The organism is Loktanella sp. M215 (assembly GCF_021735925.1).
In the GTDB taxonomy this organism is placed as follows: Bacteria; Pseudomonadota; Alphaproteobacteria; order Rhodobacterales; family Rhodobacteraceae; genus Loktanella.
This window is the reverse complement of the sequence record NZ_WMEA01000001.1, coordinates 2,281,100-2,303,143: the sequence shown is the minus strand read 5'-3', so window position 1 is coordinate 2,303,143 and position 22,044 is coordinate 2,281,100. Positions and strand designations below refer to the sequence as shown.

Below are 22,044 nucleotides of genomic sequence, written 5' to 3'. Positions count from 1 at the left end.
CATGGTCATGCCGCCCGGTGTTTCTGTTGCTGCGGTTCAAGATAAAGGTCGGCGGCATCGGACGCAGTGCGCCGCGCGGCAAGCCAGCTGGTATGCCCAAGGGCGGTGCCCTGCCCCAGCGACGCACGCGGCACGTCGGCGGCGCGCAGAACGACGTTCACGTCGTAATCGAGCGTATCGCCCCCATAGCCGCGCACGATCGCGGCCAGTCTGTCCATCGTCGGCTGGCCGGGCAGCAGGCGGTCGTAATCGGCACGGCCCACCGGCCCCACGATCAGGCGGAACTTGGCGCTGCGGCTCCAGACGCGGGCGCCGAGGCTGCTGGTGCGGCCCAGACCGCCGCCCTGCCCCAGACCGTCCCTGCGCCCCAGTTGCCACTGGTCTTCGGGTTCCAGCGCCAGCCAGCAGCCCACGAGCTCCTGAATGCGGACAGGCACCTTCAGAAAGGCGGACAGGATCGCCAGCAGACCTTCCGCGTTCTTCACGCTTGTCCCCAGAAGCCCCGAAAAGTGACGCTTGGCCAGATCCGGCATCGCATCGCGCCCCTGGAACGCGGCGCCGTGCAGGCCCGCCAGTGCGGCCACATGGTTCGAAAAGGCGGCAGTCCCGCCGCGGTCGAAATCCACCGCCGGCTGCCCGGTGACCCACGCGCGGTACATCAGCGACATCAGCCGATGCGTCAGCATGTCGGCGAAGGCCACGAAGGACGGGTCGCGGCGGTTGATCATCCGTTCGCGCGCGTATTCGGTCAGATGCGCGGGCAATGGGCCGTGCGGGCCGAACATGCCAAAGAACAGGTTGGTCAGCCGCCCCGGCTCGCCCCCCGGCGCACGGAAGCCGCTGATCGTGCTGGGCGGAAAGGCCATGCGCGGTTCCTGCCCCAGCCGCACCGCATCCTCGCGCGGGCGGCGCGACCGGCCCATGCGCGGCGCGGCCGGATACTGCGCCTCGATGATGCGCAGGGCGGCAAAGATGTGGTGGCTCTCGGGTGTCGCGGTCAGCCTCGCAAAATGCGTCAGATGATCCGCTCGAGGCCCGTCTGGGGTCGCCATCGCGCGATTTCTCCGTTTTGCTGGGTGCGCAGCACCGTTTCGGTAAAGCTGTTGATCGTTACGTACTTGCGGAAGAAGCGTTCGAGCACGGCCCCCAGCAGATAGACGCTCGTGCCCTCGAAGAAGCTTTCGTCCAGCACCAGTGTGATTTCGAGGCCGCGCACGGCGGTGGACAGCACGCCGTCGCTGATCCGACGCACGACGGGGCGGCTGGCGACGGACACGATGCCTTCAAGTTGCAGCATCACGCCGCGGTCGCCGGCGGGCGCATAAAGTCCCACGAGTTCGCGCAGCGCCGCGGCCCCCTCCCCCTTGTCGCTGTCGGCGATCGACAAATAATTCAGGCTCAGGTGGCTGATCAGCCGCCATGCTGCGTCGCCCTGCGCCAGCGTCGGACGCGGCCGCGTCTGGCTGACGAGCGTCGTGATCGAGGCGACCGGTCCGCCGCCAGGCAGATAGAACAGGTCCGTCACCCCGGTCGGCAGCAGCATCGGAAGGTCGCGGTTCGTCACCATCGCACGGACCGCAAGCTGATGGATCCGCGCAGGATATGGCGCCTCCGTGCGGTCCACGAGGGTCAGGTAGGTTTCCGACCCCAGATAGCTGGTCCGCGCGCCCTTCAGCCGTTCCTTTTCGGTGCGCTGCCGCATCCGCCGTGACACCGTGTAATAGGCCGCGTGACTGTCCCCGGCAGGCGAGAAGTCGTCGGCGGAATAGAACGGGCGGAACTCCGTGTCTTCCTGCCCTTCGCCGTTGATGCCCTTGACCAGCAGGATCGAATGGACTTCGAAATCCAGCGGACCCGTACGGTCCGCCACGACATGGTGGGCCACATCGCGAGAGGTGACCTGCAGACGGTCCAGCCGCTTTTCGAAGAGGTTGATCGCCGGGACGCAGTTGAGTGAGAAGGCATCGGCGGTGATGCCCGCCGCGATGCCGGGCATTCCGTCGCGCAGCAGGACGTAGACGTCGACGGAATCGCCCGTGGCGCGGGCGATCCCGGCCGACAGCCCGGTCAGTTCCACGAAATGGAACCGTTCCGGCATGGCAAAGTATTCCTGCAGCAGCCGGTAGCCATCGAAACTTTGCCGCGGCGTCGGCAGCAGCGCCTCCTCTGGCGAAAAGCCGCGGGGCATGACGCCGCCCGGCAGACGCACCGTCCAGTCCGAGAGCCGGTCCGTGCTGCGCGCGACAAGCCCGGTGGTCTGCGTGCACAGCAGTTGGTGCAGTTGCCAGCCCCGCATCCCCTTGCCGCCGAGGAACAGCGTCAACCCCTCCAGCGGCAGCGCACCAATGGGCTGGCCGCCGTGTCGCCGCAGCCGCAGCCGCACCGCGGCGCGGGCCTCGGTCTCTCCCGCGACCCCGGCGGCCACAAGCGCGCCGCGCCCGTCGATGTATTCCGCCTCCTCCAGCGCGATCGGCCAGAGCGTCAGATCGGCGGCGGTCGTATAGATGCAGCCTTTGGGCGCGCCTTCGACCAGCCGCGACCGCAACTGCGTCTGGCGCGGCAGCACGAAGCCGCTTTCCAGCGCACTGTTGTCCATGTCCGGGTTCAGCTGCGCAATCAAGGTCGAGGGCGTCGGCGCCAGATAATGCGGATATACGATATCAAGCAGGTGGGTTGTGAACGCCGGATACTGCATCTCCAGTTCCAGCTGCACCCGCGCGGACAGAAAGGCGCTGCCTTCCAGCAGGCGCTCGACATAGGGGTCCAGCACCTCGATCCCGTCCATGCCAAGGCGGGCGGCGATCTTCGGATAGGAGGCGGCGAATTCGGCGCCCATCTCGCGCAGATAAGCCAGTTCGGCCTCGTAGTGCTTGAGAAGGCGGGTATCCATCGGGTCAGGTCCGCTTGTCTAGGGACAGCGCGCCGGTGGTCAGGTCGATCTGCGAGCGCAGATACAGTTCCATCGGCAAGGGCTGCGCCCATAATTCCGCGTGGATGTCGAAATCGACGACAGGGCGTCCCCGGTCGGCGGGGGCCGCCACCATCGACACGTCCAGCGTGCCGGGAATGATGCGCGGCTCGAACCGGCTGATCGCCTGTGCGATGGCGCGGCGGATCGCTTCGGCCCGGTTGCCCGTCGCGAAATCGCCGGAGGTGTCCTGAATGCCGTAATTCAGCGTCGAATTCACCGCATGGGGCGTTTCCTGATCGTCGAGAACCGTATCCAGACTGTTCGCGTTCAGCAGCCAGCCCAGATCGCGGCGCACGATGTCGCGCAGGCGGTTGAGGGTGATGACGCGGGCATCACGGCTTTCGGTCGCATTGTCCGGGTCGTCGTCGGTCAGCCGGTCCAGCAGGGACGGTTGCAGGCGTTCGATGATCGTTCGATCAGCCATCGGTCGCCACCGGGTCCATCACGAGGCTGCGCAGGTCCATGATCGCGGTCTCGCCCGCATCCGTCGCCAGCAGGCGCTGGCCGGTGCCGATCTGCGCGCCGCCGCCCGCGTCCGCCCATGTCGTCGTCCGCGACAGCATCGCGGTCCCATCGCTCGCACCCGTGGTGCCGACATAGCGGGTCGGGATCAGGGCCACGGTGCCGCCGCCGTTGGCCAGCTTCAGGCTGGCCGCAGTCCAGACCGCGTCACGCAGGTCCGCCGGCGGATCGACGGTCAGCGTGCCGATCGCCGAGAACGGCATCCAGAAATAGCGCCCGTTCAAGATGATTTCGAGCAGCGGACCCAGACGCATGTCCGCATCGGCCACCCAGTCGAATTTTTCGCCGTTCAAAGTGCCCGTGGCATCCGGCACGGCACCGAAGGCCCGGTCCCGAAGGTCCGCCGCAGCCGCCGCATCGCCCCGCGCCAGCGCACGGTTCGCCGCGATCATCAGGGCAACCCATTCCAACGGCTCGCCAAAGATCAGCGGGTCCTTTTCGCCGGCAAAGACCTTCTCGCGGTAGACCTCGCAGATGATCGCCTCGCGGTAGGTCTGGGCCATCGGGATCGCAGCGGCATCGAGTTCTGCGCACAGCTTCAATTGTGCGACAGCCCGCTTCCAGTCGCTCATGACGCACAGAAGCTGGAACAGAAAGATGCGCAGCTTGGGGTCGGCCGCGTTCTTGCGGACCTGATCCTGTAACGCCGCCAGCGCGCCGGGCAGATCGTTGGCCTTCAACAGCGCTGTGGCATCGGACGGCATGTGCGGGCTCCGGTCTTAAAGGAAGGTGCCCGCCACCGCGGCATGCGCGGTGACGGGTCAGATGTGGCAAGATCAGGCGACTTCGTTGGCCGCGATGTCGAACGCGAAGGGGACTTCGCTCGCGGTGCCGCCTTTCTTGTCCTGCTCGACATACTTGATGTCGAAGGCCCCGAAGTTGATCGAGAAGTTCACGGTCAGGCGATCCTCGCCACCGCTTCCGCCGGTCGAGACCGAGGTGATGATGCAATCCTTTAGGATATAATTGATGTATTCCAGCGGCTTGTCGCCGGCCTTGCGGCACACCAGCGTGATCTCCCCGTGGTGGGTGCCTTTGGAACAGGACTTCATCAGCTCATGGGTCGATTTTTCGTACCACGACGTGACCGACAGGTCCTGAAAGTTGGCTTTGCCCGCGCCGGACCCGCCGCCCATGTGGGTCGTTCCGGAATTCGACACACCCCACGACCACGCGAGGACGTCGATACACCCCTTGGCGTGCGCCTTGGTGCCCGATTGCGACTCGCCCGGCACGGCGGGTGTGTCGATGAAGAGGAACATGTCTACGGCCATTTGAAAGTCTCCGTTGTTGATTGCGCGGCTCTGTCGACCGCAGGATGGTGATACCTTGCCCGGTCAACCGACCGGCCGGACAAGGCGGCTGTCATTGCTTTTCGCTCGGCAGCTTGGACACCAGCCGGAGCGACACCGTCAGGCCCTCAAGCTGGTAGTGCGGCCGCAGGAAGAATTTCGAGGTGTAATAGCCGGGGTTGCCCTCGACCTCCTCGATCACCACGTCCGCCGCGGCCAGCGGGCGACGCGCCTTGTCCTTTTCGCTGGACGTGGCGGGGTTGCTGTCGACGTACTGGATTATCCAGTCCTTCAGCCAGCGTTCCATTTCGTCGCGGCCCTTGAAGGACCCGACCTTGTCGCGGACCATGCATTTGAGGTAATGCGCGAACCGGCAGCTTGAGAACAGGTAGGGCAGACGCGCGGCCAGTGCTGCGTTGGCCGTCGCATCCGGATCGTCGTATTCCGCCGGACGGTGCAGCGACTGCGCCCCGATGAAGGCGGCCATGTCGGTGTTCTTGCGATGGATCAGCGGCATCAGGCCGCTTTTGGCAAGTTCAGCCTCGCGGCGGTCCGAAATGCCGATCTCGGTCGGGCACTTCATGTCCACGCCGCCGTCGTCGGTGGGGAACGTGTGCGTCGGCAGGTTTTCCACCGTGCCGCCGGATTCCACGCCGCGGATCCGCGTGCACCAGCCATATTCCTTGAACGACCGGTTGATATTCGTGGCCATGCCGTAAGCCGCGTTCACCCAGGAGAAGTTTTCGGACTCGGCATTGCCGACCTCTTCCTCGAAGGCGAATTCCTCAACCGGGTTGGAATTGGCACCGTAGGGTCTGCGGCCGAGGAACCGCGGCATGGTCAGGCCCAGATATTTGCTGTCCTCGGAGTTGCGCAGGGAATTCCACGCCGCGTATTCCGGGGTGCCGGTGATCTTGGTCAGGTCGCGCGGATTGGACAGTTCCTGCCAGCTTTCGAACTGCATCAGGGACGGATCTGCGCCGGTGATGAAGGGGGCGTGGGCGGCGGCCGCAACCTTGGCCATTTCGCCCAGCAGTTCGACGTCGGGCGCCGTGTGGTTGAAGTGGTAGTCCCCCACGAGGCAGCCATAGGGTTCGCCGCCGAACTGGCCGAACTCTTCTTCATACAGCTTCTTGAAGATCGGCGACTGGTCCCAGGCCGCGCCCTTAAACTTGCGCAGGGTCTTGGACAGGTCCTTCTTGGAGATGTTCATCACCCGGATCTTCAGCATCTCGTCGGTTTCGGTGTTGTTCACCAGATGGTGCAGACCCCGCCACGCGCTTTCAAGTTGCTGATATTCTGCGTTGTGGATGATCAGGTTGATCTGCTGGCTCAGCTTCTTGTCGATCTCGGCGATCATCGATTCGATCGAGTGAAGAACGTCATCAGAGATCAGGCCGGTGTTTTCCAGTGCCTGCTGCGCCAGAGTCTTGACCGCAGATTCCACGGCCGTCTTGGCCGTATCCGTGCGCGGCTTGAATTCCTTGTTCAGCAGGCTGGCAAAATCCATTTCCTGCGCCTGGACGGCACCGGCTTCGGCGGCTTTTGCGTCATCGGCCATCATTATTCCTCCGCGTCTTTGGCGGCCGGCGTCGCGGCCAGCGATTTCAGCAGTTCGGGGTTCTTCATCGCGTCAGAGATCAGCTCTTCCGCGCCCGGCTTGCCATCCATGTAGGTCATCAGGTTGCTCAGCTCATTGCGCGCTTCCAGCAGCTTACGCAGCGGCTCGACTTTCTGCGCGATCGCACCCGGCGAGAATTCGTCCATGCTTTCGAACGTCAGGTCGACGGACAGGTTGCCTTCGCCGGTCAGGGCGTTGGGCACCGAAAACGCCGCGCGGGGCTTCATCGCCTTCATGCGGCTGTCGAAGTTGTCGATATCGATTTCAAGGAACTTGCGGTCGGCGATGCCGGGCTGGGCGACCTCGGACTTGCCGGCCAGATCCGACATGACGCCCATGACGAAGGGCAGCTGGACCTTCTTTTCAGCACCATAAAGTTCCACATCATATTCGATCTGAACCCTTGGGGCGCGGTTGCGTGCGATGAACTTCTGCGAACTCGACATTGGTATCTCCGTTTGCTGTATGCGTGCAGTCCGCGAACGGACCCTGTTGTGACGAGCACCGCGCCGGAACGCGGCGTTCAAGTTCAGTCTTCGTCCTCCGGCAGACCCCCGACGATCTTGACCGACTCCATGCCGCCCGGCGCGATGTCCTTCATGATGGTCACGAAGTCCGCGCCCACGAGCCGTTTGGCTCGGTCCAGCAGCAGCGGTAGCGGGCTCGACGGTTCGAAGCGCGCGTAATAGGCGAGGATCCGGTCCAGTGCCACCGACACATCGGCAGAGCTGCTGATGGCACCGGCAGGCGCAGCGGGTGCCGAGACAGGTGCGCTCACGCCGCCGATGACAGGCGCGACATCAGGCGCCGCCTCGGATTTTGCGGTGTGCTCCGCGCCACCGGTCTCCTGCAGCAGTCGCCCGACCGCACGCTGCAGCAACTTCTGCGCCGGTGCCAGATCAGGGCCTTGACCGGGCGTCAGCACATCGAAAACCGCATCGATGCTTTTCAGATCGTCAAGCGCGCCTCGTGCACCGCACAGGATGTCCTGCAAGACCTCGGGCTTCGTGTCACGGAACGCGGCAGACAGGCTCGCGCCGTCGAACGCATCTTCGCCCTCTGCTGGCCTGATGTCGCCGTTGACGATTTCCAGATCACGCAGGCTCGCCATGCCGAAGGCCGCACTACGCGTCAGAGGTGCCAGGCGGATCGCCCGTTGCATCGCAGCGCCTGACAGAGCCAGGACGGCATTGACCCGCATGGTCGGATCGTTGTCGTCATCGGCGTCCAGCTGCGGGTGGCAGGTGTCCCAAAAATCCTCGAGGCACTGGCGCACATAGCCAATCACATCAGCCAGCCCCGGCAGGCCGTTGACATGAATTTGCGCCAGCGCCAGATGTGCCGCAGCCCGCAGATCATGGCTCTGCTCCAGCACAGCGAGAGCTTTGGTGCTCACATCATCATAATCGGGTGGTTCGGCCTCGATGATGGTGTCGCCAGCCTGCCGTTCCTCACCCCCCTGCGCAGCCATTTCCAAGGCCACGAAAATCGGCTCGTATTCAACGTTCGGCCCGCTTGGCGCCGCGTCGTCCAGACTTTCCGGTCTTAGGTCCACAAGCGCCGACTCCCCTGGAAAGATCGGCATAGCATAGCCCGACCTTCCACCTTATCGCCTCACACGAAAACCCTTAAATCCTTGAAAAACAACAGGTCGGATACCACCGACCAACACATGACAAACACTTGATTTGATTGCGGCGGTAACGGGCTCACGACTGCGTGTGACCTTACGGAAAGTTTGTCACTGGTCAACCATTCTTTCACGGTTGCAGTCGTTCGGAGTGGCTTGACGCAGGTCGCAATCTGCGCCCATCCTGCAAGCAACCCCGCCCTGACGGAGCGTTTCATGACGAGATTTCCGATCCTCTGCGTCGCGCTGGTCATGGCTGTCGCGGCACAGCCGACCGGGTCCGCTGCACAAGCGGCGGCACCCGAGCCATCATCCAGCCGTCTGACCGTCGAACTGAACAAGTTCGAGGCGGGCGAAGGTGACAGCTGCCGCGCGTTTTTCCTGTTCCGCAACGGCACCGGCAAAAGCTTTTCGGGGTTTCAGATGTCGCTGGCGATCCTCGACAAGGGCGGCATCATCGACCAGCTTCTGTCGATCGACGCAGCACCCCTGCCCGCCGCCCGCACGACGCTCAAGCTGTTCGAAATCCCCGGCATCGCCTGTGACGCAATCTCACAGGTGCTGCTGCACGATATCCCTGTCTGCAACTTCCAGAACGAGGACGCGACGGACTGCTTTCCACTGGTCGACCTGACCAGCCGGACGGCGGCGGACTTGGTGAAATAGGACCGTGGGCGCACCCTTCGACATGCTGGTCGCCGGCGGGCCGATTGTCTTTCTTCTGCTTGTCATGTCGGTCGGGTCGCTGGCGCTGATTGCCGTGAAGGTCGCCCACCTGCGCGGCGTGACAGCAGGCGAGTCGCGCCGCCACGCGGCGATCGAGGCCTTCGCAACCGGCGACCACCATGCCGCCCAGCGGGCGCTTGAAGGCGCCACCGCCCCCGCCGACCGGATGACACTGACGGCCATGAAGGGGCTTGCGGCGAACCGCCCCCGTGCGGTGCTGGTGGCGGAACTGGAATGGCGCGGCAACGCCGAAATGGCGGTGATGCAGCGCCATATCCGACTGCTGGAACTGATCGCCATGGTCAGCCCGCTGCTGGGGCTGCTGGGCACCGTGCTAGGCATGATCTCGGCGTTCCAGCAACTGGCGCTGGCGCAGGGGGCGGCCAATGCATCCTTGCTGGCGGGCGGCATCTGGACCGCGCTGCTGACGACTGCCGCCGGGTTGCTGGTCGCCATTCCGGCGGCCGTCGGCGCGACCCTTCTGTCGGAATGGGTCGAACGCGCTGGGACTAGGATTGAAACCGACGTCGGCCAGTTGCTGACCCGGTACGACGCGGGCGTCTGAAGCGTGCATCTGCGCCGCCCGCCCCCACCGCCGCGACTGATCTCTCTGGTGTCGATGATCGACGTGCTGCTGATCATGCTGGTCTTCTTCATGGTCACCTCGACCTACCTGAACCTCGACATGATCCCCCTGTCGCGGACCGCGACCGAAGGTGCAGGCACGCCTGCGGACGCCACGCCCGTCATGATCCGCCTCGGCGCTGACGGTCAGACATGGCTGGCGGGCGAAGTGCTCTCTCTCGATGCCCTGTCCGTCCGTCTTGCGGCGCTGCCGGCCGACACGCAGATTCTGATCCTGCCGTCCTTGCGCGGCGACACCCAGTCGCTGGTGTCGTTGATGGACACCATCACCGGCGCCGGCATCAAAAGCCTGCGCGTGGTGCGGGTCGCAGCACCATGAGGCTTGCGCGTGCCACGCGTCGGACCGCGCCGGAAACCATCGTGCCGCTGATCGACGTCGTGTTCTTCCTGCTGGTCTTCTTCATGCTGATCGGCCGCATGGACGCGACCGCCCCGTTCGAGGTCGCACCCGCCGTGGCACGCACGGGGACCGACATGCCCGGGGGCGGACTGACGCTTGCCATTGCCGACGACGGCGCGCTGGCATTGGACGGCACCGCGCTGGACCATGCCGCCCTGATCGCCCAAATCGCGCAGGACCTGACCGTCACACCGGACCGCTTGATCCGCATCAATGCCCATCACGCGGCACCGCTGGCGTCGGTCCTGCCATTGGTCGCCGAACTGGAAAGCCGCGGTGCAACGGACATCGTCCTTGTCGTCACGCCACCCGCGCCATGATCGGCCCTCGCACCCTTGCCGCTGTTGCCGGATCACTGGCCCTGCACGGTGCGGCCATGTCGGGACTGGCCATGGTGCTGTCGCCGCGGTCCATTCCCGATCAGACGCCTCCGCAAACCCGGATCGAGATGATATCGCAGGCCGTGCGCCAGACCGAAGGGCGCCCCGCAGAGACCGGCGGAGAGGCCGCGGCAGAGGGCGAAGCCACCGTGACCACGGCCATACAGGGCCGCGTGCTGCAGACCCGCCCGCGGGCAGAGGCGCCCATCGTGCCGCAGGCCCGCATCGTTGCGACACCGCTGGCGACCGTGGCGCGCCTGCCCACGCCTGATGCGATCGTCGCAGCAAGGCCGAGCCCGGTCCCGGCCCCCGTCGTGGCACTCCCCTCTCCAACGGTCGCCCCGGCGCCATCCACCGCCACACCGGTGGCGTCCACGGTACCAACGGCGCTGCGGGTTGCCGCCGCCGTGCCGACAAGACCGGTCCAGCGCGCCACGCTGGCCAAATCGCGCAGCGCCGCCGCTCTGCCGCCGCAGGGTGCGACCCTCGCTGCAGCAACGGCACCGGCCACGGCTGTCACACCCGGTCCGCCTGCGGCGACCAAAACCATGCCATCGGATCTGCCCTCCGAAGCGGCCACCGATTTGCCCCTGCCCGCAACCGCCCGGATCGCATCACTGGCGTGGTCCGGCGGTGACACGGCACCCCTGACGGCCCAGTCACTGGCCGCCATCGCCGCCTTTTCCACCGAAGGCGATGCCTCTGCCGACGCCAGCAAGGTGCGCGACGGGATAGCGGGGCTGTTGTCGGCAGTGCCATGCGCCCGGTTGCAGACGGTTTTCGACCCCGCAACGGGGACCCTGTCCCTGTCGGGCCATATTCCAGAGGACGCCCTGCGGGGCCCGGTCCTGTCCGCCCTGCGCGCGCAGATGGGTACGGCGATCGCGGTCGCCGACAATCTGAAGATCCTGCCCCGCCCCCAGTGCGGCGCCTTGGCCGGGATCGCGGACGCAGGTCTGCCACAATCGGACGAACAGCTGACGAACCCGAGGGTCATCGGTGCCAACGGCTTTGCCCGCGATTATACCTATACCGACGGCCAGCCCCTGCAGCTTGATCTGGCGGGACCAGACTACGACAGCTTTGTCTATGTCGATTATTTTGCGGCGGACGGCAGCGTGATACACCTGCAACCCAATACCACGGTCCCGCTAGAACCTTTGGCTGCCAAGGCCGCAATGACCGTCGGCCGCCCGCGTAACGGCAAACCTTATCTGACCCTGACCGTCGGCCCCCCCTACGGTCAGGAGATCGCCGCAGCCTTCGCGACATCCGTTCCGCTGTACGACGGGATGCGGCCCGTCACGGAACCAGCGGCACCGTATCTGTCATTTCTGAAGGACAGGATCGCGGCAGCACGCAGGGCGCATTCAGACTTCAAGGGCGAATGGGTCTACTTCTTCGTCACGACGCAACCGGATTGATGTGCGGGGCTGACTGTCGGTGTCGCGATCCGCAACCTGCGGCACGCCTGGTGGGAGGTCATGCCGAAGGGGCGGCCTTATTCCATTCGGCCAACACCGAAGCGCCAGCTGCGTCGGCCCACCAGGCGACGGCGTCTTGCAGGAAGTCGTGCATAGGCAGCATCGCCGCACCGGATAATACTAGCATCAGCCGTGGCACAGTACCGCCTTTGTATAGGCTGAGACACATAAGGCAACTACTCAGACCCGAACCGTGGCCAGACCGGCAAGGGAGGCGCCAAGTATCAGGCCCTGACGCTGACCTGCCAATCCTGCCCTTCGAAGCAAAAATGCTGCCCAAATGCCGACGCCCGCAAGATCACCCGCTAAGAGCATGAAGATGCCCGCCAAGTCGCCCGCGACATCGCGAAGACGGAGCAATACACCGTCTCAATGCGGCTTCGAAAGAAGATTGAGATGCTATTCGCCCACCTCAAGCGCATTCTGCGGCTGGGGCGGCTCCGATTACGTGGTCCGAACGGCGCAAATGACGAATTTCTGCTCGCTGCCACCGCCCAGAACCTCCGGAAATTGGCCAAAATCCTTCCCGCACCGCAGCATGTGCGCCCGGCCTGATAACTAAGGCGTTCGCGCCATCATCGGCGCCTGACTTTCTGCGCGAGGGAACCTTTGTTTTTTCAACAAAATCGGCTCTTTCCGGACCTTCGCTGCGGTTTGCAGGAACGACCGCTTGGCCCCTGCCCCGCTCTTTGGGCGTAACATCGTGCTACAGTCGGCAGTGCGGCTTGCGCCCACTTCGTCCCAACCCATCCTCCCTGTCCGAATGGCCCGCGCCCTGTCTCTCCGAGCCAATGTGCGGGCCTTCGGCAATGGTCGTCGTGGTCCATGCCTCTCCGCCCTTTGGGTTACGATCACTGAGGCAGGAAGTCAGCCAACCGCTCTTTGGGTCAGCCATGTGGCACAAAAGTCGGTTTTGCTTAGCATCTGACACTCGACCGGACCGGAGAATAGAGATCCGCCACGTGTTAATTATGGCGCATGGCAAATCCAGAGCTCAACACAACCGAACATAAGCAAAGCTCTCTAAAAGCCCTCAAGGCCTAGATTTAACGGAGCCTCAACTACGTTTCATATGGCGGCAGTCTGTTGAAGTGCCGCTCCCATGACCTCGTCATAGTTCGCACCAGCGTCGTGACGAATGCTGCATCGATTATCAGGATTCATTGACATGAGACACGGAAGCATAATAATGCGAATGATGCGAATATAATTTGGAGTACGACAGTGGCAGATGAGGAACTTCCAATATGGGCATCAAACTTGAAAAAGCTAACCGCGGCATCCCGGTTGTCACAAGCTGAACTGGCGCGGCGTTCTGGCATGCAGCGTGACAGCTTCGGTCGATATGTCCTCGGCAAAACAATGCCGCCAGATGCAAAGCTGATCGCAATAGCTAAGGTGTTCGGCGTGAAGCCCTCAGACATCGACCCCGCCCGAACGGAGCTTGACGGTATCGAGATGCAAAGCGCACCCGCACGGAACGCCTATTCGATCTCGCCATCCTTGAACGGCGACAAGGGTCGTGTGTTCCTCGAGGTTGCAACTGAAATGCCGTTTTCCGAGGCGGCGAAGATCGTTCAAATTATCACAGAAAGTTCAGATGACTGACAACCTTCCATACCTGACGTCGGTCAAGGGACGCCCGCACCTACACATCCGCGACGGGAAGAAGCGGATCAGTACTGGTGAAACGAGCCGCGGAAAAGCTACAGCGGTGCTCATGAAATACATCGCGGAGAGGCCGGGACGTAACGAGCATGAGGCCACCATCGAGACGGTCTCCGACCTTATGTCGGTGTGGGCCGCAGAGCGGCAGGAAAAAAACGAGAAGACTTGGAACCGCAAATTCAAGTATCTCGAGAAGACAGTCAATCGATACGCTGGCGACGTCACGCTGCAAGAGATCGACAAGGAGTGGTCGAAAGATTACGCGTATTCACGTCGTCAGGACGGAGTTGCGGGACCCACGATCCGGCAGGAATTATCGTCATTGACTTCAGCGTGGAATATCGCAATCGGCGCAAAGCTGATTTCGATCACGATGCCTAAGCTTGATTTGCCGCCGGCCTCGGAAGCGAAAGACGTCGCGCTGACGCGGGATCAGGCGCGTGCTCTGATCGCGGCATGCGAACATGCACACATCAAGCTATTTGTTCGACTGTGCCTTGACACTGCCGGTCGCCCAGGCGCGATCCTCGCCCTGCCCTGGCATCGGGTTGACTTGGAGCTTGGGGAAGTCGACCTGCGCGAGACGCGCGAAGAGAGAGCCGCCAGGGGTGATGCTCGGATCAAGCCAGCTGCACATGTGCCCATCAATGAAGGCATCGTGGAAGCCCTCACCGAAGCTCGGAAGCGGTCCGTGACTGGCAACGTCATTGAGTTCGGCGGTAAGTCTATCGCATCGGTGCGGAAAGCATTTGGGACAGCGGTTGAGCGGGCCGGCTTGGGCGGCTTGGACATCACTCCGCACGTTTTGAGGCATACGGCTGCGACGTGGATGGCCCAAGCTGACGTGCCGCTGTTCGAGATCGCGGGTAGACTTGGTCATAAAAACACAACGATGGTGGAACGCGTTTATGCGCACCACCGTCCGTCGTATCAGTCGAAGAGCAAAGATGCCGTCAGGCTTTAGAACGGATCCTGGACTGCATTTCCATTCAAGTTGTGCTGGCCAAGGTTTTTACCGTTCGGGTCCATGTCTACTTGCTCATTGATGAATGCTGCCATGCCCAGAACGTCAGGTGCGCCGGAAATGTATGTCCGGAATTTGCCGGTGTCGGGGTCGTTCTCATTGTACGGTCCACCGATCACGTCGAGGACGCCAATGTCTTTCGGATTTGTGCGGCAGATTGTAAGCAGTGTGCCAGTCATCTCGTCGACAAGCATCGACACCATCTTCGATGTTGAGCCCTCAGGGAGAAGCTCTTTCACAATCTTATCCGATTGAGCGACAATACCGTTTTGCCCGCGGCCAGCGTACGGCATTCCACGCTCTGCCGCGATTTTGACTGCATGGTAAACGTACGGCCGGAGGCGACGCAGCATCGCTGCTTCTTCGAGCTCCATGACTTCACCAATCGGCTTTCCGTCCGGAGCAGTCGCGACGAAAGTCATGCGCTTCTTTGAGCGGATGACGGGAAATGTTTCGCCGTTTTTCGGGTGACCGATATTCGACTTAACTGCGCAGACCCACAGGGAGTCACCCTTATCGATCTTAATGTTCTCGTACATACCCTTAGATGCCGGAACCATTACGATTGAATGCCGTGATGCGTTCACAAGAGCAGCCGAGCCACGCATCGTTGCGATCAGCTCGTCTGATGTTGTGGTTTCGTCGATCTTCTTGAGGCCGTCTTTTGTCAGGTGCGATGTCAGGATGACGGCGCATTTGGCTTTGGATGCGAAGTCGTCGAGGATATCGATGACAGAATATACCATGGTGTCATCTGTCTGATTTGCGCCACACAGCGACGTTAGCGTATCAAACACGACAATATCGGGGTTGAGTTCAATAATGGCATCAAACAACTCAACTCCACCATCTGAAAGCTTTGCTTCAGCGTTGATCATGTGGTCGGGGGTCACCATGTTGCGCTTCGCTTCACGGTAACAGACAACCTCAATCATGCCGGACTCACACGCGGTGATGTAACGATCAAAAGCACCATCCGGCAGGACGTTCGAGAGACGCTGGTTAAACATGAGGGGTGACTCTTCGCCGAGCACCAGTACCATGCGCTGAGGCTTGTCGTGATTACGGAGTCCGAACAAATCCATGATGCCCGTCGCGGCTGCGTTGATGCCTGCGTGCACGAATGCGGTCGTTTTGCCCGCAGATCCCTTCATTGCAACGACAGTACAAACACCCACCGGGATCAGAAAACCGTCCACATATTCCTGAGGAGGGCATGTCCTCATCAGCGATTTCGGGTCGATACCATTTTTAATGAAGTAGCTCAGTCGAGCCTTTGTCGGTTGTGCATTTGTCATTTCGTCATCCATGTTTGTAGGGCACAAAAGCTGCGCCGATTAAGACTTGAATTTCATGTTGGGGGATTCGGGCCAGAGACCTGTATCGGGGCCAAGGTGATGTTCCTCAGCGAGCAACTGGGCGTCGCCCTGAGCATCGCCGCACCGCTGGGAGATCCCAGCGAACGACTTGAAGGCCGAAAGGTTTGCGGCATCGACAGCGTCGAGGCAGATGAACATCAAAGCCAAGCCACGCCGAACGTGCGGAAGCGTCGTGTGCCGGCACAGTAAGCGGAACGCTTCGTACTGATAGGTGATGAGGAGATCCCTCAGGTCGTCCATCAGTCGCGTGACAAGCCTGCCGCGCTCGCTGTGCTGGTCCACGTAGTCGAGAAGCCAGGACTCGCCGTTGCGGCGGTATGCGGTCAGCGAAGCGGTGAACGACACCCCGGCGTAGAGTTCTGCGATCTCATATGAGTCACGCTTCTCCAGATCCGAGAACGAGAACCTTTCAGCCAGCGTCCGTCCGGTCTTGATCTTACCGATGACGACTTCGATGTCGTGCGTCGTCGTGCTGATCGACCCGCGGATGAGCCTCCCCGCCGTGTGTGTGATGTCGTTGTTCATGTGCCTGTCTCCGTTCTTCAGAGACATTCGCTGCACCGGCTGTTTGGCGCATTTCGGCGGGCGTATCGAAACCGGAAGATGCTGCTGTTAAGTGAGCGGTAGTCATGAAATTCCCATTGCTTTCAGGGATGTATCATTTCGCAAAACTTCCGCATTCTGATTTCGGTGACTTGCCCAGCCGCGCATAGCAATGGGTCCGATCGGTATCCTGATGGAAAGCAGGAGATCGACATGACGCATGTGAACGACGCGACCAGAGCACTCATTCAAAGCTACGAGCAGTGCCACCTGAATGCGTATCTCGACGCTGTCGGGGTCTGGACGATCGGCTGGGGCACGACTTCCAGGGCCGGTGTCGGGATCTCGCCGCGGGCCGGCATGACGATCACGCAGGCTCAGGCGGATGCCTACTTCGAGGCGACACTGGAAAAGTTCGGCGCCGAGATGGACCGGTTGATCACACGCCCGATCAACGAGAACCAGCGCGGCGGCTACTTGTCCTTCGTCTACAACGTCGGTTCGGCGAACTTCGCCACATCATCTTCGCTTCGCCAGTTCAACGCGGGCAACGTGCAGGACGCTGCGGATCGCCTGCGGCTATAGAACAAGGGCACCGTCAAAGGGAAAAAGGTCGTTCTCCGTGGCCTGACACGGCGCCGGGAAGATGAGCGGTCGCTGTTTCTGACGCCGGTCACGGCAGCCCAAGCACCCGTGAAGCCGATCAGTGTGCAGAAGCCGTTCTGCGCCGGCCTTTGGACGCGCTGATGAGGATCAACGTCATCATCGCCGCCATCGCCGCGTCGGCGTGGGTCTACGCAATCGCAGCCGGGAGTTGCTGACATGTTCAAGTTTATCACCGTCACTCTACTGATCGCGACTATCGGGCTGCTGACCATGGTTCTATTTGAGAACCGGGCACAAGGCGCGATGATCGATGTTGCAGTGACAGCAGACCACGCATCAGACCGGATCGAAAAGTCGGGCACAATCAGGGCGCTCGACGAACTCGCGCGGATCTGCAAGCCGGGTTGGGATACGTGATGCTGGGCAGGGTTCAGTTCGCCGTAGCCCTGGTCGCGATTGTCGCGGCGTTTGGGGCGTATGTCTTGTCCTTGCGGTCGGACTTGCGCGCGACGGATGTCGAGCTTCAGGCATCGCGGCTGGCCGTGTCAGCGTATGCAGAGGCGGCCGATGTGATGGTCGCGCAGGTGGAAGCCCTGCGGACTGCGAGGCCGGCCTCTGATGCTGCATATATAGACAGGCTGGCCCGCATCAGGGCAGCCAAAGGTGTGTGTGTCGACGAGGCCCTCCCGGGCGCTCTGCTCGACTGAAGAAGAACTGGTGCCTGCGGCGGCTTTGGTCGGGTGGGTAAGGAAAATCAGGAAGAAAGTGGTGGTGTGATGAAGTCTTGTTCTATTCTTTCTGTTGGATTTCTTCTCCCGCTGGTCCTGTCTGCTTGCGCCGCAGGCACTGGGTTTCCGGCTGCGGTTACGCCGCCGCGCATTGAGATCGTCTGCCCTGATCCCGCTGGTCGCTCCTTGCTCCTCGAAGGCTCAACGTTCCGGGACCTGGCAGCCAGCCGAGCTGAGGCCTTGGACGGCTGGCAGCAATGCCACGACGGCCTGAACATCTCTCAGTCGTCTTCTGTCAGCACCCGTCGGTAGACTTCCCTTAGAAACCTTAGCTCATTAAAAACGTAGCCCGCATCATGCGGGAATAGCGTGTGATTTTTCCACCTGATGAGCTTGCACCAACCGCGCGTCGTGCATGCGTGCGTCAGCCCCGTCGTCAGGCCGACCAGCAGATTCTGACCCAGTGGCGACCCATCCACATTTCCTGTCAGTGTCCAACGGCCGTGCCTCTCGCGCCGGATTGACCACCTCTCGACGTCGATGCAATTCATCCCGTCGCCCAGTTTCATGCCATCTTCAAACCGGAGGATCCACGTTCCAAGGTCCGGGTAGTCTGCCTGCGTCATAGCATCGACATCCCCTTGACGAAGGCGGTCGCCATACGCTCGGTGTCGGCACCGACGCGGTGCTCTCGCGGCGCATCTGACAAGTGGCTGAAGGCCACCAGCATGGCGCCCATCTGACCCTTGCAAGCCATTTTGACGATCCTGTCCACGTCCTGAAACCTCGGCGGCACGGCATCGATGACGTCGACCAGCTTAAAACACCAGTTCCAGTCGAAACCCGGCGCGTCGCTGACAACGCTCCGTTGACCGATGCGGGCCAGGAGTTCCCTCGCGACGTCAGCGGCCGCCGGCGCCCCGTCCAGATCTGTCCTGCTGATGCCGTGGATCTGCTCAGCTCGCGCGTCCCAGGACCGCGCTGGCCAGTCAGGCTCCGGCTTGATAAGTGACGACCAGGTCTGCAGTTGGCCACCAGCGATGATTGTCAGACCGACCTCTACGGGCCAGCTGTTCGCGTCGAGGCCCGATGCCTCAAAGTCGATGAAGACCAGGTGGTCAGTCGTGAACGACATGACGCCTCCGTTCGCCCGTTAAGGCCTAAAACTGATTACAGAAATGGTAGGAGACCCGGGTAACGATCCCGGCCGTGAACGCTGATCTGGCGCCTTAAGGGGGTATAAGACCCTCCCGCACACCTGTGCTGTCTCCCGTTCGTAGCCCCGTGAGGGCCGCCGTGGGCTACGATATTCGGTGCTGGTGCGTTGCGGTGTCCATATCAAGACAGTGTACCACAGCGGACTCGGCGTCAAGCGAGTTCACGCATGATAAGACAAGCACATCAGGGGAGAGTGCGAGCGTTCATCTGTACGCAGATCGCTTGATAAGACGTCATCATGCGTGTATCTATTTTGCAACCATCGACGAGAGGGATGTAATCCACAGATTACAAAGTCGCATCTGTCTCATCTCTTTGTAAAACATACGATACATACAAGTTCGCATGATAAGACAAAGCACACACCCTTGGTAAGGGTGAGGTCGAGAGTTCAATCCTCTCTCACAGCACCATCTGAACCCCTTGATATTAAAGAATACCCTTGCGTTGCAGGTGCTTTGTCCATCCTGATGTTACAAAGCACGTTACAAAGTGGGTTCTCTATGGCAGGTAAATTACGGCACTTTCAGCTCCGCGACGGGCGCTACTACGCTCGACTCGTTATTCCAAAAAGTCTCCGAGCCTACCTCGATAACAAGACAGAACTTCGTGAGCCTCTCGGCGGTGACCTTCGTGCTGCAGAACGTAAGCATCCGGGTGTCTTGGCTGGACTGTTCCAAATCATTGCAATTGCTGAACAGCAAAGAGCCTCAGCCGAAGGGGAATTGGCGGTTCCCGGACGGTATCCTCTGTCGGCCCAGCAGATAGCTCTGCAAAGCTACGAAGCCCGGTTGATGCAGGATAACGATGCACGCAACACGCAACCAGCATACGGCCTAGTCGCTGTAGACGATCGCTACGTGGCGATGTTACGCTGCGGGATCGCAGGAACGGCGAGTAACCTCGAGCTGGCAAATTTGGTTGGCCATCGTATCGAGCATTTTCGTAAAATTGGAAATACTACCGCGGAACCTAACACACCTGAGTGGCGAGAGCTGGCACGTGCCCTTTGCACGTCAGAGCTAGAAGCGCTTGCCCGCGTCGTCGAACGTGATGACGGCGACTACTCTGGTGTTCCAGTTGATCCGATATTGCAAAATGTTCCGCCGCTCGAACGAGAAAGGGCATCCGTGTCCCTCTCGGGATTGTTTGAAGACTATATTGCCACGCGGAATTACCTCGGTCGCAGCAAGGGCACAGAGCTACGCTGGAAACCCGTATTTCCGAGCCTGGTGTCCCATCTAGGCCATGACAACGCGCGCAAGATTTCAAAAAAGACATTATCAAGTGGCGGGATATGCTAAGAATGTCCCTGGCGCCTAGCACAATAAAAAAAGTTCACCTCACAGCCGTTAAGGCAGTTTTGAAGTGGGCCGTTTCCGAAGACCTTTTGGATGAGAACCCGGCTAAGGATGTCCGGCAGGAAATGCCAAAACAGATTAAATCGAGGGAGCAGGGATATACGGAAGAAGAAGCGAACGCGGTTTTGCTATTTGCTTACAATTATGAACCAAAGCCCTTCAACGGCGGTTCCATTCGAGAATATCCTCAAACGTCAGCTGCAAAAAAAATGGGTCCCGCTCCTTCTTGCCTACAGCGGCGCCCGCGTCGTTGAGCTGACGCAGCTTCGTAAACTGGACATCTCACTGGAAGGCGAAATTTACTCAATGCGTATTACGCCGGATGCCGGAACAGTTAAGTCTGGCGGCTATCGGGACGTGCCGATCCACCCTGCCCTTGTCGAAGCCGGCTTCATCGCCTTCGTTTCTGCAGCCCAATCAGGCCCACTGTTCGTCCCTGAATACGGTAAAGGGACCGTTCTAAAACGCGCGCAAACTACTGGTAACCGAATTGCTGAATGGCTTAAAAAAGAAGGGCTCGTCCCGCCTGCGGTGAGCCCCAACCATGGGTGGCGACACCGCTTCAAGACTGTTGCACGTGAAGAGTGAGGTGCCCCCCGAAAACTGGACACTGACGTAAGCTCCGATTTGCTGTCTGTTGATCTTCACCACGAAGGAGATCGAAGATGTCGAAACGAAAGCAGCACGCCCCTGAGTTCAAGGCGAAGGTGGCGCTTGAGGCGCTGAAAGGTGAGGCGACGGTGTCGGAGCTGGCGAGCCGGTTCGGCGTGCATCCGACGATGATCAACCAATGGAAACGTGCGCTGCTGGATGGCGCGTCCGGTGTCTTTGAACGCGGCGGCCGCAAGACGCCGGTCATCGATGAAGACCAGGTCAGGGATCTGCATGCCAAGATCGGGGGAGCTGGCGGTGGCCAACTCTTTTTGGAAAGAAAGCTCAAACCTTGGGGCGGGAAGTGAGGCGCAGCATGGTCGAGCGCGACCATCCGGACCTGTCGATTGGCCAGCAGTGCGCGCTGCTACAGGTTTCTCGGTCGTCGTTTTACTATACGCCGCAGGGTGAGACGGAGCAGAACCTCGCGCTGATGCGGCTGATCGACGTGCAATTCCTGGAGACGCCCTTCTTCGGCGTGCGCCAGATGACGTGGCACCTGCGCAACGAGGGACACGCGGTGAACGAAAAGCGCATCCGTCGGCTTATGCGCCTGATTGGTTTGATTCCAATCTACCAGAAACCCAACACCAGCAAGCCGGCGAAGGGGCACAAGACCTATCCCTACCTCTTACGCGGGCTGCGCGTAGAGCGGCCCAATCAGGTTTGGTGCGTGGACATCACCTACCTGCCGATGCGCAGAGGGTTTCTCTATCTGGTGGCGATCATGGACTGGCACACCCGAATGGTTCTGGCGTGGCGGATCTCGAACACGCTGGACGCCGACTTCTGCGTCGACGCGCTGAACGAGGCAATCTATCGGTTCGGGCCACCTGACATCATGAACAGCGATCAGGGATCGCAGTTCACATCGTTTGCCTGGACAGACCGCCTGCGGCGGTCGGGCGTCCGCATATCGATGGATGGCAAGGGCCGCTACTTGGACAACATCTTCATCGAGCGCCTGTGGCGCACGCTGAAATACGAGTGCGTCTATCTGCATGTCTGGGAGACCGGGTCTCAGGCCCGCGCGGGTGTCCGGACATGGATGGGGTTCTACAATCACCGCCGCCCGCACAAAGCCCTTGGCGGCCAACCACCGGCCGTAGTCTACTCGCTGAAAGTCGAAGCAACGCAACCCGATCAGCAGGAGCAGATCAGAGCTTAGAAAGCGCCAGATCCTGTCCAAGGGAAG

24 protein-coding genes and 2 pseudogenes are annotated in these 22,044 nt (G+C 61.2%); 14 read left to right on the top strand and 12 right to left on the bottom strand.

Going from position 1 to position 22,044, the window contains the following annotated elements:
• Window positions 1-5: 5 nt before the first annotated feature.
• The 8 genes from tssG to tssA form a co-directional block, all read right to left on the bottom strand.
• Window positions 6-1,052: a type VI secretion system baseplate subunit TssG gene (gene tssG / locus GLR48_RS11325; protein ID WP_237061459.1), complete on the bottom strand. Its 1,047-nt coding sequence runs from the start codon at window positions 1,050-1,052 to the stop codon at window positions 6-8.
• Complete coding sequence (gene tssF, locus GLR48_RS11320) at window positions 1,016-2,890, bottom strand: type VI secretion system baseplate subunit TssF (protein WP_237061457.1); 1,875 nt, start codon at window positions 2,888-2,890, stop codon at window positions 1,016-1,018. The genes tssG and tssF overlap by 37 nt, the downstream gene beginning before the upstream one ends.
• A 4-nt stretch (window positions 2,891-2,894) precedes the next feature.
• Window positions 2,895-3,395 carry a type VI secretion system baseplate subunit TssE gene (gene tssE / locus GLR48_RS11315; protein ID WP_237061452.1) on the bottom strand — a complete coding sequence of 167 codons (501 nt, stop codon included), beginning with the start codon at window positions 3,393-3,395 and terminating at the stop codon, window positions 2,895-2,897.
• The gene (locus tag GLR48_RS11310; protein ID WP_237061450.1) at window positions 3,388-4,197 is read right to left on the bottom strand and encodes a type VI secretion system accessory protein TagJ; all 810 of its coding nucleotides are present in this window, start codon (window positions 4,195-4,197) and stop codon (window positions 3,388-3,390) included. Before GLR48_RS11310 ends, tssE begins: the two co-directional genes overlap by 8 nt.
• A 72-nt stretch (window positions 4,198-4,269) precedes the next feature.
• The gene (locus GLR48_RS11305; RefSeq protein ID WP_237061449.1) at window positions 4,270-4,767 is read right to left on the bottom strand and encodes an Hcp family type VI secretion system effector; all 498 of its coding nucleotides are present in this window, start codon (window positions 4,765-4,767) and stop codon (window positions 4,270-4,272) included.
• A 91-nt stretch (window positions 4,768-4,858) separates the two neighbouring features.
• Complete coding sequence (gene tssC / locus GLR48_RS11300) at window positions 4,859-6,346, bottom strand: type VI secretion system contractile sheath large subunit (RefSeq protein WP_237061447.1); 1,488 nt, start codon at window positions 6,344-6,346, stop codon at window positions 4,859-4,861.
• A 2-nt stretch (window positions 6,347-6,348) separates the two neighbouring features.
• A complete protein-coding gene (gene tssB / locus GLR48_RS11295; protein WP_237061445.1) occupies window positions 6,349-6,852 on the bottom strand; it encodes a type VI secretion system contractile sheath small subunit in 504 nt (167 codons plus the stop codon).
• Window positions 6,853-6,935: 83 nt separating this feature from the next.
• Entirely contained in the window at window positions 6,936-7,961 is a 1,026-nt protein-coding gene (gene tssA, locus GLR48_RS11290; protein ID WP_237061443.1) for a type VI secretion system protein TssA, read from the bottom strand.
• Between the two features lie 291 nt (window positions 7,962-8,252).
• Here tssA and GLR48_RS11285 point away from each other — a divergent pair, with 291 nt between their 5' ends.
• The 8 genes and pseudogenes from GLR48_RS11285 (at window position 8,253) to GLR48_RS11250 (ending at window position 14,303) form a co-directional block, all read left to right on the top strand.
• Window positions 8,253-8,702, top strand: coding sequence for a hypothetical protein (locus GLR48_RS11285; RefSeq protein ID WP_237061441.1), 450 nt, complete (start codon window positions 8,253-8,255; stop codon window positions 8,700-8,702).
• A gap of 4 nt (window positions 8,703-8,706) precedes the next feature.
• Complete coding sequence (locus GLR48_RS11280) at window positions 8,707-9,327, top strand: MotA/TolQ/ExbB proton channel family protein (protein ID WP_237061439.1); 621 nt, start codon at window positions 8,707-8,709, stop codon at window positions 9,325-9,327.
• Between the two features lie 48 nt (window positions 9,328-9,375).
• Entirely contained in the window at window positions 9,376-9,726 is a 351-nt protein-coding gene (locus GLR48_RS11275) for an ExbD/TolR family protein (protein ID WP_336886621.1), read from the top strand.
• Window positions 9,723-10,127 carry an ExbD/TolR family protein gene (locus GLR48_RS11270; protein WP_237061438.1) on the top strand — a complete coding sequence of 135 codons (405 nt, stop codon included), beginning with the start codon at window positions 9,723-9,725 and terminating at the stop codon, window positions 10,125-10,127. Before GLR48_RS11275 ends, GLR48_RS11270 begins: the two co-directional genes overlap by 4 nt.
• Complete coding sequence (locus GLR48_RS11265; RefSeq protein WP_237061437.1) at window positions 10,124-11,611, top strand: DUF4384 domain-containing protein; 1,488 nt, start codon at window positions 10,124-10,126, stop codon at window positions 11,609-11,611. Before GLR48_RS11270 ends, GLR48_RS11265 begins: the two co-directional genes overlap by 4 nt.
• Before the next feature lie 270 nt (window positions 11,612-11,881).
• Window positions 11,882-12,226 (top strand): annotated as a pseudogene (locus tag GLR48_RS11260) (transposase); the annotation flags it as partial.
• Between the two features lie 705 nt (window positions 12,227-12,931).
• A complete protein-coding gene (locus tag GLR48_RS11255; RefSeq protein ID WP_237061436.1) occupies window positions 12,932-13,279 on the top strand; it encodes a helix-turn-helix domain-containing protein in 348 nt (115 codons plus the stop codon).
• Window positions 13,272-14,303: a site-specific integrase gene (locus tag GLR48_RS11250; protein ID WP_237061432.1), complete on the top strand. Its 1,032-nt coding sequence runs from the start codon at window positions 13,272-13,274 to the stop codon at window positions 14,301-14,303. The genes GLR48_RS11255 and GLR48_RS11250 overlap by 8 nt, the downstream gene beginning before the upstream one ends.
• Here the strand turns inward: GLR48_RS11250 and GLR48_RS11245 are convergent.
• Both GLR48_RS11245 and GLR48_RS11240 read right to left on the bottom strand, forming a co-directional pair.
• Window positions 14,300-15,661: an AAA family ATPase gene (locus tag GLR48_RS11245; RefSeq protein WP_237061426.1), complete on the bottom strand. Its 1,362-nt coding sequence runs from the start codon at window positions 15,659-15,661 to the stop codon at window positions 14,300-14,302. The genes GLR48_RS11250 and GLR48_RS11245 overlap by 4 nt on opposite strands.
• A 39-nt stretch (window positions 15,662-15,700) precedes the next feature.
• Complete coding sequence (locus GLR48_RS11240) at window positions 15,701-16,267, bottom strand: hypothetical protein (RefSeq protein ID WP_237061424.1); 567 nt, start codon at window positions 16,265-16,267, stop codon at window positions 15,701-15,703.
• A gap of 231 nt (window positions 16,268-16,498) precedes the next feature.
• Between GLR48_RS11240 and GLR48_RS11235 the strand changes: the two genes are divergently transcribed.
• The 3 genes from GLR48_RS11235 to GLR48_RS11225 all read left to right on the top strand — a co-directional run bounded on the left by GLR48_RS11235 (window position 16,499) and on the right by GLR48_RS11225 (window position 17,598).
• The gene (locus GLR48_RS11235; RefSeq protein WP_237061414.1) at window positions 16,499-16,870 is read left to right on the top strand and encodes a lysozyme; all 372 of its coding nucleotides are present in this window, start codon (window positions 16,499-16,501) and stop codon (window positions 16,868-16,870) included.
• Window positions 16,871-17,107: 237 nt separating this feature from the next.
• On the top strand, window positions 17,108-17,308 hold the full coding sequence (locus tag GLR48_RS11230) for a hypothetical protein (protein WP_237061413.1): 201 nt from the start codon (window positions 17,108-17,110) through the stop codon (window positions 17,306-17,308).
• Complete coding sequence (locus tag GLR48_RS11225) at window positions 17,308-17,598, top strand: hypothetical protein (RefSeq protein WP_237061412.1); 291 nt, start codon at window positions 17,308-17,310, stop codon at window positions 17,596-17,598. The genes GLR48_RS11230 and GLR48_RS11225 overlap by 1 nt, the downstream gene beginning before the upstream one ends.
• A gap of 302 nt (window positions 17,599-17,900) precedes the next feature.
• Here the strand turns inward: GLR48_RS11225 and GLR48_RS11220 are convergent, their stop codons facing one another.
• Window positions 17,901-18,245, bottom strand: a complete 345-nt coding sequence (locus tag GLR48_RS11220) for a hypothetical protein (protein WP_237061411.1) — start codon at window positions 18,243-18,245, stop codon at window positions 17,901-17,903.
• Complete coding sequence (locus GLR48_RS11215) at window positions 18,242-18,754, bottom strand: 3'-5' exonuclease (RefSeq protein ID WP_237061409.1); 513 nt, start codon at window positions 18,752-18,754, stop codon at window positions 18,242-18,244. The genes GLR48_RS11220 and GLR48_RS11215 overlap by 4 nt, the downstream gene beginning before the upstream one ends.
• A 541-nt stretch (window positions 18,755-19,295) precedes the next feature.
• Between GLR48_RS11215 and GLR48_RS11210 the strand changes: the two genes are divergently transcribed.
• From GLR48_RS11210 to GLR48_RS11200, 3 genes and pseudogenes are all read left to right on the top strand, one after another.
• Window positions 19,296-20,141: a hypothetical protein gene (locus GLR48_RS11210; RefSeq protein ID WP_237061407.1), complete on the top strand. Its 846-nt coding sequence runs from the start codon at window positions 19,296-19,298 to the stop codon at window positions 20,139-20,141.
• Window positions 20,142-20,342: 201 nt separating this feature from the next.
• On the top strand, window positions 20,343-20,786 hold the full coding sequence (locus tag GLR48_RS11205; protein WP_237061405.1) for a hypothetical protein: 444 nt from the start codon (window positions 20,343-20,345) through the stop codon (window positions 20,784-20,786).
• A gap of 77 nt (window positions 20,787-20,863) precedes the next feature.
• Window positions 20,864-22,017 (top strand): annotated as a pseudogene (locus GLR48_RS11200) (IS3 family transposase).
• Window positions 22,018-22,044: the final 27 nt, after the last annotated feature.

Excerpts from the sequence above, each read along its gene's own strand:
- tssG (WP_237061459.1), bottom strand. The coding sequence starts at position 1,052 with ATGGCGACCCCAGACGGGCCTCGAGCGGATCATCTGACGCATTTTGCG.
- tssF (WP_237061457.1), bottom strand. The coding sequence starts at position 2,890 with ATGGATACCCGCCTTCTCAAGCACTACGAGGCCGAACTGGCTTATCTG.
- tssE (WP_237061452.1), bottom strand. The coding sequence starts at position 3,395 with ATGGCTGATCGAACGATCATCGAACGCCTGCAACCGTCCCTGCTGGAC.
- GLR48_RS11310 (WP_237061450.1), bottom strand. The coding sequence starts at position 4,197 with ATGCCGTCCGATGCCACAGCGCTGTTGAAGGCCAACGATCTGCCCGGC.
- GLR48_RS11305 (WP_237061449.1), bottom strand. The coding sequence starts at position 4,767 with ATGGCCGTAGACATGTTCCTCTTCATCGACACACCCGCCGTGCCGGGC.
- tssC (WP_237061447.1), bottom strand. The coding sequence starts at position 6,346 with ATGGCCGATGACGCAAAAGCCGCCGAAGCCGGTGCCGTCCAGGCGCAG.
- tssB (WP_237061445.1), bottom strand. The coding sequence starts at position 6,852 with ATGTCGAGTTCGCAGAAGTTCATCGCACGCAACCGCGCCCCAAGGGTT.
- GLR48_RS11285 (WP_237061441.1), top strand. The coding sequence starts at position 8,253 with ATGACGAGATTTCCGATCCTCTGCGTCGCGCTGGTCATGGCTGTCGCG.
- GLR48_RS11270 (WP_237061438.1), top strand. The coding sequence starts at position 9,723 with ATGAGGCTTGCGCGTGCCACGCGTCGGACCGCGCCGGAAACCATCGTG.
- GLR48_RS11265 (WP_237061437.1), top strand. The coding sequence starts at position 10,124 with ATGATCGGCCCTCGCACCCTTGCCGCTGTTGCCGGATCACTGGCCCTG.
- GLR48_RS11250 (WP_237061432.1), top strand. The coding sequence starts at position 13,272 with ATGACTGACAACCTTCCATACCTGACGTCGGTCAAGGGACGCCCGCAC.
- GLR48_RS11245 (WP_237061426.1), bottom strand. The coding sequence starts at position 15,661 with ATGACAAATGCACAACCGACAAAGGCTCGACTGAGCTACTTCATTAAA.
- GLR48_RS11240 (WP_237061424.1), bottom strand. The coding sequence starts at position 16,267 with ATGAACAACGACATCACACACACGGCGGGGAGGCTCATCCGCGGGTCG.
- GLR48_RS11235 (WP_237061414.1), top strand. The coding sequence starts at position 16,499 with ATGACGCATGTGAACGACGCGACCAGAGCACTCATTCAAAGCTACGAG.
- GLR48_RS11230 (WP_237061413.1), top strand. The coding sequence starts at position 17,108 with ATGTTCAAGTTTATCACCGTCACTCTACTGATCGCGACTATCGGGCTG.
- GLR48_RS11225 (WP_237061412.1), top strand. The coding sequence starts at position 17,308 with ATGCTGGGCAGGGTTCAGTTCGCCGTAGCCCTGGTCGCGATTGTCGCG.
- GLR48_RS11220 (WP_237061411.1), bottom strand. The coding sequence starts at position 18,245 with ATGACGCAGGCAGACTACCCGGACCTTGGAACGTGGATCCTCCGGTTT.
- GLR48_RS11215 (WP_237061409.1), bottom strand. The coding sequence starts at position 18,754 with ATGTCGTTCACGACTGACCACCTGGTCTTCATCGACTTTGAGGCATCG.
- GLR48_RS11205 (WP_237061405.1), top strand. The coding sequence starts at position 20,343 with ATGAACCAAAGCCCTTCAACGGCGGTTCCATTCGAGAATATCCTCAAA.